Annotated in this window: 16 protein-coding genes; 8 read left to right on the forward strand and 8 right to left on the reverse strand. The window is 60.3% G+C overall.

What is annotated here, in order from left to right; translation table 11 throughout:
* Positions 1–7: 7 nt before the first annotated feature.
* Together rho and AAC077_RS09740 are read right to left on the reverse strand one after the other, a co-directional pair.
* The gene (rho, locus tag AAC077_RS09735) at positions 8–1,306 is read right to left on the reverse strand and encodes a transcription termination factor Rho (RefSeq protein ID WP_339768964.1); all 1,299 of its coding nucleotides are present in this window, start codon (positions 1,304–1,306) and stop codon (positions 8–10) included.
* Between the two features lie 120 nt (positions 1,307–1,426).
* The gene (locus tag AAC077_RS09740; RefSeq protein ID WP_339768966.1) at positions 1,427–1,876 is read right to left on the reverse strand and encodes a CopD family protein; all 450 of its coding nucleotides are present in this window, start codon (positions 1,874–1,876) and stop codon (positions 1,427–1,429) included.
* A gap of 402 nt (positions 1,877–2,278) precedes the next feature.
* On the opposite strand from AAC077_RS09740, the gene AAC077_RS09745 reads away from it, so the two are divergent.
* The 4 genes from AAC077_RS09745 to dnaQ are packed head-to-tail and all read left to right on the forward strand — an operon-like array spanning position 2,279 to position 4,977.
* Positions 2,279–2,878: a nucleoside triphosphate pyrophosphatase gene (locus AAC077_RS09745; protein ID WP_339768968.1), complete on the forward strand. Its 600-nt coding sequence runs from the start codon at positions 2,279–2,281 to the stop codon at positions 2,876–2,878.
* On the forward strand, positions 2,875–3,708 hold the full coding sequence (locus AAC077_RS09750) for a shikimate dehydrogenase (RefSeq protein WP_339768970.1): 834 nt from the start codon (positions 2,875–2,877) through the stop codon (positions 3,706–3,708). The genes AAC077_RS09745 and AAC077_RS09750 overlap by 4 nt, the downstream gene beginning before the upstream one ends.
* Positions 3,705–4,298 carry a dephospho-CoA kinase gene (gene coaE / locus AAC077_RS09755; RefSeq protein ID WP_339768972.1) on the forward strand — a complete coding sequence of 198 codons (594 nt, stop codon included), beginning with the start codon at positions 3,705–3,707 and terminating at the stop codon, positions 4,296–4,298. The genes AAC077_RS09750 and coaE overlap by 4 nt, the downstream gene beginning before the upstream one ends.
* On the forward strand, positions 4,291–4,977 hold the full coding sequence (gene dnaQ, locus AAC077_RS09760) for a DNA polymerase III subunit epsilon (RefSeq protein ID WP_339768973.1): 687 nt from the start codon (positions 4,291–4,293) through the stop codon (positions 4,975–4,977). The genes coaE and dnaQ overlap by 8 nt, the downstream gene beginning before the upstream one ends.
* Before the next feature lie 32 nt (positions 4,978–5,009).
* On the opposite strand, the gene secB is transcribed toward dnaQ, so the two are convergent.
* Both secB and AAC077_RS09770 read right to left on the reverse strand, forming a co-directional pair.
* Positions 5,010–5,501, reverse strand: a complete 492-nt coding sequence (gene secB, locus AAC077_RS09765; RefSeq protein ID WP_339768975.1) for a protein-export chaperone SecB — start codon at positions 5,499–5,501, stop codon at positions 5,010–5,012.
* Positions 5,502–5,569: 68 nt separating this feature from the next.
* Positions 5,570–6,049 carry an FxsA family protein gene (locus AAC077_RS09770; protein WP_339768977.1) on the reverse strand — a complete coding sequence of 160 codons (480 nt, stop codon included), beginning with the start codon at positions 6,047–6,049 and terminating at the stop codon, positions 5,570–5,572.
* A 107-nt stretch (positions 6,050–6,156) separates the two neighbouring features.
* Here AAC077_RS09770 and AAC077_RS09775 point away from each other — a divergent pair, with 107 nt between their 5' ends.
* Genes AAC077_RS09775 through AAC077_RS09785 form a run of 3 tightly spaced genes read left to right on the forward strand, consistent with a single transcriptional unit; the run spans position 6,157 to position 8,434 of the window.
* The gene (locus AAC077_RS09775) at positions 6,157–6,813 is read left to right on the forward strand and encodes a Tim44/TimA family putative adaptor protein (protein WP_339768979.1); all 657 of its coding nucleotides are present in this window, start codon (positions 6,157–6,159) and stop codon (positions 6,811–6,813) included.
* Positions 6,814–6,842: 29 nt separating this feature from the next.
* Positions 6,843–7,847, forward strand: coding sequence for an MltA domain-containing protein (locus AAC077_RS09780; RefSeq protein WP_339769499.1), 1,005 nt, complete (start codon positions 6,843–6,845; stop codon positions 7,845–7,847).
* Complete coding sequence (locus AAC077_RS09785) at positions 7,844–8,434, forward strand: Smr/MutS family protein (protein ID WP_339768981.1); 591 nt, start codon at positions 7,844–7,846, stop codon at positions 8,432–8,434. The genes AAC077_RS09780 and AAC077_RS09785 overlap by 4 nt, the downstream gene beginning before the upstream one ends.
* Positions 8,435–8,467: 33 nt before the next feature.
* Here the strand turns inward: AAC077_RS09785 and AAC077_RS09790 are convergent, their stop codons facing one another.
* From AAC077_RS09790 to hslV, 4 genes are all read right to left on the reverse strand, one after another.
* Positions 8,468–9,568: an alpha/beta fold hydrolase gene (locus tag AAC077_RS09790; protein ID WP_339768983.1), complete on the reverse strand. Its 1,101-nt coding sequence runs from the start codon at positions 9,566–9,568 to the stop codon at positions 8,468–8,470.
* A gap of 67 nt (positions 9,569–9,635) precedes the next feature.
* A complete protein-coding gene (gene hslU / locus AAC077_RS09795) occupies positions 9,636–10,940 on the reverse strand; it encodes an ATP-dependent protease ATPase subunit HslU (protein WP_339768984.1) in 1,305 nt (434 codons plus the stop codon).
* A 14-nt stretch (positions 10,941–10,954) separates the two neighbouring features.
* The gene (locus AAC077_RS09800) at positions 10,955–12,025 is read right to left on the reverse strand and encodes a hypothetical protein (RefSeq protein ID WP_339768986.1); all 1,071 of its coding nucleotides are present in this window, start codon (positions 12,023–12,025) and stop codon (positions 10,955–10,957) included.
* Positions 12,022–12,603: an ATP-dependent protease subunit HslV gene (gene hslV, locus AAC077_RS09805; RefSeq protein ID WP_339768987.1), complete on the reverse strand. Its 582-nt coding sequence runs from the start codon at positions 12,601–12,603 to the stop codon at positions 12,022–12,024. The genes AAC077_RS09800 and hslV overlap by 4 nt, the downstream gene beginning before the upstream one ends.
* Before the next feature lie 100 nt (positions 12,604–12,703).
* On the opposite strand from hslV, the gene AAC077_RS09810 reads away from it, so the two are divergent.
* Positions 12,704–13,612 (forward strand): hypothetical protein, encoded by a 909-nt coding sequence (locus AAC077_RS09810; RefSeq protein ID WP_339768989.1) that lies wholly within the window; start codon positions 12,704–12,706, stop codon positions 13,610–13,612.
* Positions 13,613–13,633: the final 21 nt, after the last annotated feature.

A 13,633-nucleotide genomic window follows, 5' to 3' on the forward strand; every position in this document is an offset into this window, starting at 1 on the left:
CCAAGGGTCAGGTGTTCATGGAATCGAAGAAATCCGAATTTGTCTTGGTCTGCTTCAATTTGGAAATCAGGAACTCGATCGCGTCGGTGGTGCCCATCGGGTTCAGGATGCGACGCAGGACAAAGGTTTTGGCCAGATCGTTCTTGTCGACCAGCAGTTCCTCTTTCCGGGTGCCGGATTTCAGGATGTCGATGGCCGGGAACACGCGTTTGTCCGCAATTTTGCGATCCAGAACGATTTCCGAGTTACCGGTGCCTTTGAATTCTTCAAAGATCACCTCGTCCATCCGGCTACCGGTGTCGATCAGCGCGGTTGCGATGATGGTCAGGCTGCCGCCCTCTTCGATGTTCCGCGCCGCACCAAAGAAACGTTTGGGGCGTTGCAGGGCGTTGGCGTCCACACCACCGGTCAGAACCTTGCCCGACGACGGCACAACGGTGTTGAACGCACGGCCCAGACGGGTGATCGAATCCAGCAGGATCACAACATCGCGCTTGTGTTCGACCAGGCGCTTGGCCTTTTCGATGACCATTTCCGATACGGCCACGTGGCGCGTTGCCGGCTCGTCAAAGGTCGAGCTGATGACCTCGCCCTTGACCGACCGCTGCATGTCGGTGACCTCTTCGGGCCGCTCGTCGATCAGCAGGACGATCAGGTAGCATTCGGGGTGGTTGCGTTCGATGCTGTTGGCAATGTTCTGCAACAGAACGGTTTTACCCGTGCGCGGCGGGGCCACGATCAGCGACCGCTGGCCCTTGCCGATGGGCGACACCAGGTCGATGATCCGCGCCGACCGGTCCTTGGTCGCGGGCTCGTCCGTTTCCATGGTCAGGCGCTCGTCGGGGTACAGCGGCGTCAGGTTGTCAAAGGCGATCTTGTGACGCGCCTTCTCGGGGTCTTCAAAGTTGATGTTCGCCACATCGGTCAGCGCGAAATAGCGTTCGTCATTGTCGGGCGCGCGAATGCCGCCGTCGATGGTGTCACCGGTGCGCAGCGAATATTTGCGGATCATCTCGGGCGACACATAGATGTCGTCGGGGCCGGACAGATAGTTTGCCTCGGGCGAGCGCAGGAAACCGAAACCGTCTTGCAACACTTCCAGCACGCCGTCGCCGGACACGTCCCAACCTTCGTCCGCGCGTTCGCGCAGAATCTGGAACATCATCTCGCCCTTGCGCATGGTCGAGGCGTTCTCGATCTCAAGCTCTTCGGCCATGGCAAGCAGGTCTTTGGGGCTGTTGGCCTTAAGCTCGGCCAGCGTCAGACATTCAACTGTCTCAGGTGCTTCGGTTGTTTCAGTTGTCATGCAAACACGTCGCAGCCGGCGCGAACCTGGCTGTCCTAAATCAAAATATATCGCTAGATGCGGTCCCCGAACGGGGTGCTTAGGCTCAGATAGGCAAAAGCACCGCCAGAGTCAATAAAATCAGAACTTCACCACCACCGACAGCACGATCACGACCATCAGCAGCGTCGGCAGTTCGTTCATCATGCGATACGTGCGGCCGGTTTTCAGCCCCTCGCCCGCGACAAAGTTCCGCCGCTGGCGCGACAGCCACATGTGAAACCCGGTCATTGCCAGCACCGACAGCCCCTTGGTCCACGGCCAAACCATGTCCCAGCCGACAATCCCCGGTGTCATCACCAGCAGGATGCCAAACAGCCAGGTCGCGATCATGGCGGGGTTCATGATCACACGCAGCAGCTTTTCTTCCATGACGATAAACAAATCATGGCTTGGCCCGCTCAGGCCCGCTGTTTCGACATGATGGACGAACAAGCGCGGCAGATAGAACAGCCCCGCCATCCACGCGATCACCGACATGATGTGCAACGCTTTGATGTAGGGATACCAGTTGCTCAGAATATCGGACATGGGGCCTCCTGCGCTCGGCCCCTTACTAATAATATATATAAGAGAAAAGAAAGGATGATGATTAAGTAGGGTCGTCAAAATCTGTGGATTATCTGTTCGTACACCGGGTTATACACATAGGGACAACCTTTCACCCGGAATCCAGTGTTTGGGTGTAATCTGTAATATCCTATTTATTCCAAAGTGTTAAAGACAAAGAAATCGTGAAACGGCGTGGATAACTTTGTGGACATCCTCTGAACAGCCGCGTCATCAACAGCCGCTTTTTTATCCTTGTGCATGGGGGTACAACCGCCCTGAAGGCGGGCAAAAAGCCGGCGAAATTCGGGATTGAACCCGCAGCGTAGAATTCCCACAAAAGGACCAACGCGCTGCACATGGTTTTCACACAAGGTTATCCACATGCCACAGTCCATCATCCTCGCCTCGGGGTCGTCTATACGGGCGGATATGCTGACACAGGCCGGCATCGCCTTCGAGGTGATGAAACCACGCGTTGATGAAGAAAGTGTTAAGGTGGGGATGCTGGCCGAGCAGGCCAAACCGCGCGACATTGCCGACACGCTGGCCGAGATCAAGGCGCGCAAGATCAGCGACAAGATGCCCGGCGTCTTTGTTCTGGGCTGTGATCAGGTGCTGGATCATCGCGGCACGTTGCTGTCGAAACCTGAAACGCCCGAAGATGCGGTAACCCAACTGACCGCCCTGCGCGGCGACACGCACAGTCTGTTGTCGGCAGCAGTCATTTGCGAAAACGGCGAACCGATCTGGCGGCACATCGGGCAGGTCCGCGTGCGGATGCGCGATGCATCCGACGCCTATATTCAGGATTATGTCGACCGCAATTGGGACAGCATCCGCCACAGCGTTGGCGGGTACAAGATAGAAGAGGAAGGCGTGCGGCTGATGGCCAGCATCGAAGGGGATTACTTTAGCGTGCTGGGTATGCCACTTTTGCAGCTTCTGGCCTTTCTGACCGTCCGAGGAGTAGTGCAGGCGTGACCCAGACAAAGATACCACTGGCGGGCGTGATCGGCGCCCCCGTTGCCCATTCCAAATCACCGCAGCTACAGCACCATTGGCTGAAAGCGCTGGGGCTAAAGGGGCACTACATCCCCATGCATGTCGAATCCGAAGATCTTGAGCAGGTGCTGCGCACGCTGCCGCAGATGGGGTTTGTGGGGGTGAACATCACGATACCCCATAAGGAAGCTGTGCTAAAGATCGCGGATATGGTGACCGATCGCGCCACGCTGATCGGGGCGGCAAACACCATTATCTTCCGCAAGGATGGTAAAATTCAGGCTGATAATACAGACGGTTACGGGTTTCTGGAAAACCTGAAAACCGGCGCGCCGAATTGGGTGCCGCAATCTGGCCCCGCAGCCATCATCGGCGCGGGCGGTGCGTCGCGCGCGGTCGTGGCGTCGCTGCTGGATGCCGGTGTGCCTGAGATCATGCTGACCAACCGCACCCGTGTGCGGGCCGATCAACTGGCCGCAGACTTTGGCCATCGCGTGCAGGTTTATGACTGGGTTCAGGCCGGCAATATGCTGGATGATGCGGTGTTGACGGTGAACACATCGTCGCTGGGCATGATCGGCAAGCCCGAGATGCGCATTCCCCTGGACGGATTGCGGCGTGGCACCGTGGTGACCGATCTGGTGTATACGCCGCTGAAAACCAGGTTTCTGGCAACCGCCGAAGAACAGGGCTGTGTCGTGGTCGACGGTCTGGGGATGCTGTTGCATCAGGCAGTTCCGGGCTTTGAACGCTGGTTTGGCCAGCGCCCCACCGTGGACAGCGCAGCCCGCGCGGCAGCCCTGCGATGACCTTTCTTCTGGGGCTGACAGGGTCCATTGGCATGGGCAAATCAACCACGGCCAAATTGTTCGCCGAAGCGGGCTGTGACGTGTGGGATGCAGACGCCGCCGTGCACCGGATTTACAGCAAGGGCGGCAGTGCGGTCGAACCGATGCGCGCATTGGAACCGCGTGCGGTGATCGACGACACGGTGTCGCGCCCGTCCCTGCGTGCATTGATCGCCGAGGACCCCACCTTGCTGGTGCGGATCGAGAAAATCGTGCATCCGCTGGTGGGCCAGGACCGACAACAATTTATAGATACAGCGCAGTCGGACATTCTGGTGTTCGACATTCCGCTGCTGTTTGAAACCGGCGGCAACGCGCGGATGGATGCGGTTGTATGTGTCTCTATTCCGGCGGAATTGCAACAAAAGCGGGTGATGGAGCGGGGCACGATGACGCTGGAGCAGTTCGAGCAGATCAAGGCGAAACAAATGCCCAACGATGACAAGGTCGCGCTGTCCGACTATGTTGTGATCACCGACACGATGGACCACGCCCGCGAACAGGTGCAGGCCATCGTAAACACCATCAAGGCAGGCTTACCCCATGCGTGAGATCGTTCTGGACACCGAAACCACCGGCTTTGACCCGTTCAGCGGCGATCGTATCGTCGAGATTGGCGCGGTCGAGCTGATGGGGCATATGGCGACGGGAAAAACCTATCACCAATACATCAACCCCGAACGCGGGATGCCGGACGAGGCATTTCAGGTGCACGGGTTGGGTGACGATTTCCTGCGCGACAAACCCAAGTTCGCGGCCGTCGGTCAGGCATTTCTGGACTTTATCGGCGACGCCAAACTGGTGATCCACAACGCGGCCTTCGACATGAAGTTTCTGAATGCCGAACTGAAATGGATGAACCTGCCGGAAATCCCCTATGACCGGGCCATCGACACGCTGGAGATCGCGCGCAAACGCTTTCCCGGCTCGCCCGCGTCGCTGGACGCGCTGTGCCGCCGGTTTGGCATCAACAATGACGCGCGGACGTTGCACGGGGCCTTGCTGGACAGTGAAATTCTGGCCGAGGTCTATCTGGAACTGATCGGTGGACGGCAGCCCGATTTCGGCCTGTCGACCGCGGGTTCGCAAAAGACAGACACCGACCTGCCCGACTGGACACCCAAGCCGCGGCCAAATCCGTTGCCGTCACGTATCACAGAGCAAGAGGCCCAGGCCCACGCCACATTTGTCGAGAAAATGGGCGACGCCGCCTTGTGGGCAAAAGGCTGAAGGCCGCTGGACGGCCCTCAGCATTCGTCAGATCATGCGTCGGCTTTGGGCGGGTTTTCCGCCTGACGACGTGCGATTTCGTTGCGGTACATGGCAATGAAATCAATGTTTTCCAGGTTCAGCGGCGGGAAGCCACCGTCGCGGGTGATGTCGCTGACAACACGGCGCAGGAACGGGAAGATCATGCGCGGGCACTCAATCAGCAAAAACGGATGCATCTGGTCTTCGGGCACGTTTTCGATGTGGAAAATACCGACATAGTCGATTTCCAGCACGAACAGCGTCGCGTCGCCGTCTTTGACCTTGGATGTGACGTTCAGTTTGATCGCTGACTCGTACTGGTTGTCAGCGGCGCGCTTTTTGGCATCAAGGTTGACCTGAACCTGCACATCGGGCTGCACATCCTGTGGTGCGCCTTTTTGCGCCATGATGTTTTCGAACGAAATGTCGCGAATGAACTGGCCCAGAATCCGCATTTGCGGTTGTACCTGTTGCTGCGGTGCCTGACCGTCGGTTTCAGCCATTGAAGTCTCCTGTTGATATGCGTTTTTTCCGCTTTAGCAGGTTGGCGGGGCCTGCTCAATGCCATGCCTTATGGCTTGGTCCAGCCCGAGGGGCCTTGGGGCTCGTCCGTTTCCGGCGTCACATCCTGATAATCGGCGTCGATCACATCGGGACGGCGCGGGTGCTGCTGCGGCCGCTGGCCGCTGGTGGCAAAACTGGCCACGTTGATCCGGCTGCGCATGGTCTGGAACATCCACGACCGCACCTGCGGGACCATCAGCGCCAGCCCGATGGTGTCGGTGAAAAACCCGGGCGTCAGCAACAATGCGCCGGCAAACAGGATCATCGCCCCGTGCACCAGCGGTTCGGTCGGGTCGGTCAGCTCGTTCATTGACGACCGCAGCTTTTCAATGGTCCGCAACCCCTGCTGACGCATCAGATATGTGCCCAGAATGGCGGTGGTGATGACAATGAACAGCGTCCATCCCAACCCGATGGCACCACCGATCTGGATAAAAAGTGTAATCTCGATCAATGGCACAGCGAGAAATGCCAAAAACAACCACATACAAACGATCCTTTCCTGTGGGCGCGGTGGACTTGGTGCGCCCCAGCCCCTACATAATGTTCAACAACGCGGGTTACCACTTTTCCGCCTGAATGAGGTTTATTTCAATGCAAGCGCCCCTTATCCAACTGTTGGTTCTGGCTGGCATCGCCATTTTCCTGATCCTGCGCCTGAAAAGCGTTCTGGGCACGCGCGAAGGCTTTGAAAAGCCCCCCGTGACCAAAGAGCCGTCAGGCGCAGCGCGCCCCGAATTCGAAGTGATCGAAGGCGGCCCCGATCTGGACATCACCGATCACGTCCCCGAAGACAGCGAAGCCGCCAAGGCATTGGCCGCGATGAAACGGGTCGAGCCGTCGTTCAACGTGTCCGACTTTTTGGGCGGTGCACGCGGGGCCTATGAAATGATCATTCTGGGCTACGACAAAGGCGAGTTGGCGCAAATTCAGCCGTTCCTGTCCGAAGAGGTGTACGAAAGCTTTGTTGACGGCGTGGCCGCACGCGAAGATCAGGGCCTGACCATCGACGTGAACTTTATCGGCGTCAGCGAGATCAAGCTGACCGACGCCACCTTTGATCCCACCACGAACGAGGCCGAACTGACCCTGCGCTTTGTTGCCGAACTGACCTCTGCCGTGCGCGACAAGGGCGGCGATATCGTCGAAGGCAGCACAACCGAAATCAAACGCCAGAAGGACACGTGGGCCTTTGCGCGGACAATGGGTTCGGATGATCCAAATTGGCTGCTGGTTTCGACAGACGCGTGATCTGGCGGCGTGCCGTCGCCGCGATCCTTATGGGGGCGGCGATGACGCAGCCGGTTCAGTCCGAAACTCGGGTGCAGGTGGCCAACTTTGACCAGCTTGACGGCTGGGCCAACGATGACCACGCCGCCGCCCTGTCCACGTTCAAAAACACCTGTCAGGATCTGCGCGACCCGGATTGGCGCGCCTTGTGCGCGCTGGCCGCGCAAAACCCTGAACCGCGTGCGTTTTTCGAATTGTTCTTCCGGCCCGTGCTGATCGAAGACGGCAAGGACGGGCTGTTCACCGGCTATTTCGAACCCGAACTTGACGGGTCACGCCAGCAAACGCCGCGCTTTCGCTATCCTGTCTATGCCATGCCGCCCGAGGCGCGGGTGACACGCCCGTGGCTCAGCCGTCGCGATATTCTGGACGGGGACACCATGGCCGGGCGGGGGCTGGAAATTGCCTGGGTCGATGACCCGGTCGAGCTGTTCTTTCTGCAAATTCAGGGGTCTGGCCGCATTCGCCTGCCCGATGGCACGTTCCTGCGTGTCGGCTACGAAGGGTCGAACGGTCAGGATTACCGGTCGATCGGGGCCGAACTGGTGCGGCGCGGAACCTACGACGCCCATCAGGTCAGCGCCGATGTGATCAAGAACTGGGTGCGCCGCAATCCCGACGACGGGCGCGAACTGCTGTACCACAATCCGTCCTATGTGTTTTTCCGCGAGGTCAGCGAAGTGCCCGCCGACCGCGGCCCGTTGGGTGCGATGAACCGGTCGATCACCACGATGCGGTCGATTGCGGTCGATCCGTCCTTTGTGCCACTGGGCGCGCCGGTGTGGATTGAAAAAGATGGCAAGGGGCCCCTGCGCCGTCTGATGATCGCCCAGGACACGGGGTCTGCCATCAAGGGCGCACAGCGGGCCGACGTGTTCTTTGGCACGGGCGATGCGGCGGGCCGTGCGGCTGGCAGGCTGCGTGATCCGGGGCGCATGTATGTGCTGCTGCCGATCCAGCGCGCCTATGCGATGCTACCAGAAAGCGCGATATGACCCGGCGGCGTCTGCGACCGGACGAGCTTGAGCTGTGGCGCAAGGTGACGGAAAAGGCCGAAAGGCTGGACAGCGGTGCGGCGATGAAACAGGCTCTTGAGGTCACACAGGTCGACCCGCCCAAACCCCGTGTGGTCCCCCGGTTTGAAACGCTACCCAAACCTGCGACGTCCAAGGGCCAGCCCACCATCACCCGCGATGTGCTGCGCCCCGTGGCCGAACGGCTGTCAAAGGCGCAGGTTCAGATGGACCGCAAAGCGTTCGACCAGATGCGCCGTGGCAAGCTGAAACCCGAAGGCCGCATCGACCTGCACGGCATGACGCTGGACCACGCCCACCCCGCACTGACGCGGTTTATCCTGTCGTCGCAGGCATCGGGCAGACGGCTGGTTCTGGTAATCACCGGCAAAGGCAAGGCCCGCGACGAAGGCGGCCCGATCCCCGTGCGCTTTGGTGTGTTGCGCCATCAGGTGCCGCAATGGCTGTCGATGGCCCCGCTGGCACAGGCGGTGTTGCAAATCACCCCCGCGAACATTCGGCATGGCGGCACGGGTGCTTACTACGTTTACCTTCGCAAACGGCGTTAGGTCGAATTTAACGCATCAAAAATCCGACAGACCTTATCTGTCTTGGGTCACCGGGGCTTGCACCGTCAGCTCCGACGCATTGCCGTAAACCCGCCGCGTGCCGGGCAACAAGATGCCTCCACCGCTGCGTCCGCGCACGAACCCCTCGTCCAGCCTTGCAAGGTTCGCCAACAGCGCACCCAACGCAGGCGATCCCGCAGCGACAAAGTGGTCGCCGCTTTTGCGGTCTTCAAAGGCGCTTACGTCAATCACCTGTACCGGCATGTCATCCAGATCGGCGGCAGAGCTGATATTGCCCAATTGAGACGCTTCCCCGCGCAACTGTGCGGACAGCTTCAAAACGATGTCGCGCTGCGAGACAAAAATAAGAAACGGCTGCGGCAGTTTTTCAAAGCTGCGCACCTGTGACCGGAACACATCCACATTCAAATCGGGCGAGATCAGGATAACACCTGCGATGTTCTTCGACGTCCAGCCGGGCCGGGCAATCTCGATCTGGCGCAGGGTTTCCATCAACAACATGCCACCCATCGAATGGGCCACCAGAATGATCTGATCGGTGCCCGCGCCTTGAATGTTGTACAGCAACTCTTGCAGGCCATCGCGTGCAAACAGGGCGCTGTCGGAATCGTATTGATAGCCCAATGGATTGCCGCGACTGGGCCAGGCATAGGACACGAATGACCCGGGCAATTTCAGGTCGTTGGCCATTTGCGCGATACGAAACACCCCGTCGGCAAAGCTGTTGTTGAACCCGTGGACAAACACCGTCACCTCGCGCCCCGGCGCGTTCTTCTTTTCAATCTCAAGGTTCAGCGCGTTGCGAAAGGCATGGGGCGTGGCAAAGTTGTTGCGCTGCGCGATGACAAAATCCCGTTCGGGCTGCGGGTTGTCCTGACCGTCCGAGATTTCGCCAAAGGTGTGGTCAGGCGGGATCGACACTTTGACCTGAAGCAGGCTCAGGTTGGGGGACCGTCCAATGCTGAATGTGCCGGGCGGGTATTCCAGACGGGTGGTGCCGACAAAGACGCTGCGGATGGTGCCGATGTCCAGCGCAGCAGGCACCACGGGCGACGCCACGCGATCCGCACAGGCAGACAGCAGAAATACGGAAATGATCAGAAAACGCAGCATCCGATGCCCACCCTTCGGTCCAACCTAGGCTGAAACCAAAAGGGTGGGAAGTGCTGCAATCAGGCGATCACAGAACGTAACGGCTGATGTCGGGCGAGGCCATGAGTTCGCCCAGGTTCTTGTCGACGAATTCGGCGTTCACCACCACCTCTTCACCGCCACGATCAGGTGCTGTGAACGACAGTTCCTCGAAAACACGTTCCAGCACGGTATACAGCCGCCGCGCGCCGATGTTCTCGACCGACGCATTCACTTCGGCGGCGATCTTGGCCAGTGCGGCAATGCCGTCTTCGGTAAAGCTGACGGTCAGATCCTCGGTGCCCATCAGCGCGGTGTACTGACGTGTCAGGGCGTTGTCGGTTTCGGTCAGGATACGGACAAAATCCCCTTCAGTCAGGGCGCGCAGTTCCACGCGGATCGGCAGACGCCCCTGCAATTCCGGCAACAGATCCGACGGTTTGGACACATGGAACGCACCCGAGGCGATGAACAGGATGTGGTCGGTTTTCACCGGCCCGTGCTTGGTGCTGACGGTCGTGCCCTCGATCAGCGGCAGCAGGTCGCGCTGCACGCCCTCGCGGCTGACATCGGCGCCACGTGCATCGGAACGGGCGCAGACCTTGTCGATTTCGTCCAGGAACACGATGCCGCTGTTTTCCACCGACGCCACCGCGGCCTTGTTTACCGTTTCGTCGTCCAGCAGTTTGTCGGCCTCTTCGCCGATCAGCACGTCATAGCTTTGGGCGACGGTCAGCTTTTTGCGCACCGTGCGCCCGCCCATGGCCTTGCCGAATATGTCACCCAGATTGATCATGCTGGCCCCGCCGGGCTGGCCGGGAATCTCCATGCCGCCAAGGGGGTTCGAGGTGTCCGCCACCTCAAGCTCGATCACGGTGTCGTCCAGTTCGCCCGACTTCAGCTTTTTGCGGAACATTTCGCGGGTGCCGTCACGCGCGTCGGTGCCGGCGATGGCGTCGATCACACGTTCCTCGGCGGCGGCGCGGGCCTTGGCCTTGACGTCGTCGCGCATGTGTTCGCGGGTCATCACGATGGCAGAATCCACCAGATCACGGATGATTTGTTCCACGTCGCGGCCGACATAGCCGACTTCGGTGAACTTGGTCGCCTCGACCTTCAGGAACGGCGCGCGGGCCAGTTTTGCCAGACGGCGGCTGATCTCGGTTTTGCCGACACCGGTGGGTCCGATCATCAGGATGTTCTTGGGGTAAACCTCGTCGCGCAGGTCATCGGACAGTTGCTTGCGCCGCCAGCGGTTGCGCAGGGCGACAGCCACGGCGCGCTTGGCGTCGTTCTGGCCGATGATGAACCGGTCGAGTTCGGAAACGATTTCGCGGGGGGTAAGGTCGGTCATAAGATGTCCCGTATTCAGTGCGAGGGTGGCAGCCGGTCAAGCGGCAGAACCCTGGCCAAAGGTGAAAGAAGGGCGGCGCGGATCGGTGTCCAGAACGCGCCAAGTGTGACAAGAAAGATGCCCAGAACCAGCACGGTTGTCGCGGCCCCGTCGCCGCCGAACACCGTGCCGGCCAGCGTGACGCTATAGGCGATGGCGGCAATCAGGAACGACCGGCGGTCGATGATGATGGCAACGGCGGCAAACAATAGCAGCACCGCCAGCAACAGCAGATAGGCATTGCCGGTGCCGCTTTCCAGCAGGCTCAGCGCAAGCGTGTTGACCAGCGCAGGCGCGGCGACCACATGCAGCCAGAACCCTTGCGCCGACCGGCGGGTGACGCGGTGCGGGTCGCTCATGTCAAAGAACATGGCGACGGCGAACACCACCAGCCCCACCAGCAGCGTGATCCACGCAAAGGGGCCGCTGGCCGACAGCAGGAAAAAGTCGCTGACGTTGGCGGGCGTGCCCATGCGGATCGCGCCCATCATCAGCGACAGGGCGAAAACACCCAGCGCAATCAGCGCCATGGCAAAGGGCACGCGAAACCGCAGCCAATACAGTGCGATGGCCACCGTGGTCAGACCAATGGGCAGCAGCAGGCTGGAATAATCCGCCTGTGCCACCATGAACGGTTCGGCCAATTGCGCGCTTAGACCCGCGCTGGCGTTCATCGCCCACAGGATCGACAGGGCAATCGCCGGCGCCACCATACGACGACGGCGCACGAAATATTCGGACAGGCCCCACAGGACCAGCGCACCGACGACAGCGGCCAGAACGATCTTGCCCTGAAATCCGCCCAGCGATGTCGCCACAGACAGACCGGTGACAGCCGCCCAGCCCACCGACAGAATGATCAGGCCAATGACGATGAAAATCTCGTTAAAGCCTTTGAACAGCTCAAAGGGTTCATCGCCCGCAGGCAGGCTTTCGCGCGCGCCACGACGGCTTTGGGCCAATGCCAGCAGCGATGCCGCCTGCGCTTCGCTCAGCAGGCCGGCGCCAACAGCGGCGCGCAGGTCGTTGCGGTCAAATTCGGTCATGACGCCGGTTTTGCATCGCCGCTGGCCGATATGGTTTCGACCGTCAGGTTGCCGTTGGTATACACGCAAATGTCTGATGCAATCGCCATGGCGGCCCGCGCCACGGCTTCGGCGTCACGGTCGCTGTCCATCATGCCGCGTGCCGCCGCCAGCGCATAGTTGCCGCCCGACCCGATGGCCGCCACGTCATGTTCAGGCTCCAGCACGTCGCCCGCGCCGGTGATCACGAACATTTCGGACCCGTCCGACACGATCAGCATCGCCTCGAGCTTTTGCAGATATTTGTCTGTGCGCCAGTCCTTGGCCAGTTCCACACTGGCGCGGGCCAGTTGCCCCGGCGTCGCTTCCAGCTTTGCCTCAAGCCGTTCCAGCAGGGCAAAGGCATCGGCGGTCGATCCGGCAAAGCCTGCCACCACGTCAAACCCGCCGGGCGACAGGCGGCGCACCTTGCGTGCGGTGCCTTTGATGACGGTCTGGCCCAGCGACACCTGGCCGTCGCCTGCAATCACCACTTTGCCGTCCTTCTTGACGCCGATGATCGTGGTCCCGTGCCATCCGGGAAAGTCGGATTTATCCATTGTCGCGCTCCTGTGTCTTGATGGCCTATATGGCGGCGGGGGCATCCGCGCACAAGGGCAGCGGCTTGTCTGTGCCGATGCAGGCGGCTAGCAATGGCCCATGAGCACCCCGAACACGGTCCGGTTTTACCTAGAGGCAGGCTTGCGCGACAGCGCGGCCAAGGGCGCGCATAATTTCATTGGCAAGATCGCGGCAGTGCTGGGCGATGCGGGGCTGGAAGCTGCCTATCTCGAAGGCACCAAAACTGCGCGGCTGGCGGGTGCGGCGCTGGGCGGGCCGACGCTGACGCACATGAAGCCGCCAGTTGGCGCGCAGGGGCTGACGTTCCGTCGCGTTTATCACTATCCGTTCTGGCAGATCGACCAGACCGACCAGCGCTGGGACTGGGATGTGGCGCGCAGCGCGTTTCCGGTGGACGACATCGCACCGAAAGAGGCACAGCGGTTCTACGGCTTCTGGAAAAAACGGCTGTTCGGCGATGCCACCGCCAGTACGGGCGGTTTCGTCTATATCCCGCTTCAGGGCCGCCTGACCGAACATCGTTCGTTCCAGACGTGCAGCCCGCTGGACATGATCCACCGCACCCGCGCCGCATGGCCCGACAAACGCATCATCGTCACCTTGCACCCCAAAGAGGTCTATTCCAGCGCCGAGATTGCGGCCCTTGAGGCCATCGCCGACCGTGATCCGCTGTTAGAGGTCCGCATGGGAGAAATGGAGCGATTGCTGCCCGCTTGCGATTGCGTGGTCACACAGAATTCATCGGCGGCGTTCAACGGGTATTTCTTTGGCAAACCTGCCATCCTGTTCGCCAAGATCGACTTTCACCACATCGCCCTGCGCGGCGACGATCCAGCCAGCTTTCAGCGCATTGCCGATCACCGCCCCGACTATGCCAGATACATCTGGTGGTTCTGGCAAGACCAGTCGATCAACGCGGGCCACCCGTCGGCCCAGGCGAAAATTGCCGCGCGTCTGGCACGCTTCGGCTGGCCCGTTCCGCAATAAAAAAGGGCACCCCGACAGGGC

This window comes from uncultured Pseudosulfitobacter sp. (assembly GCF_963976325.1).
Classification (GTDB): Bacteria; Pseudomonadota; Alphaproteobacteria; order Rhodobacterales; family Rhodobacteraceae; genus Pseudosulfitobacter.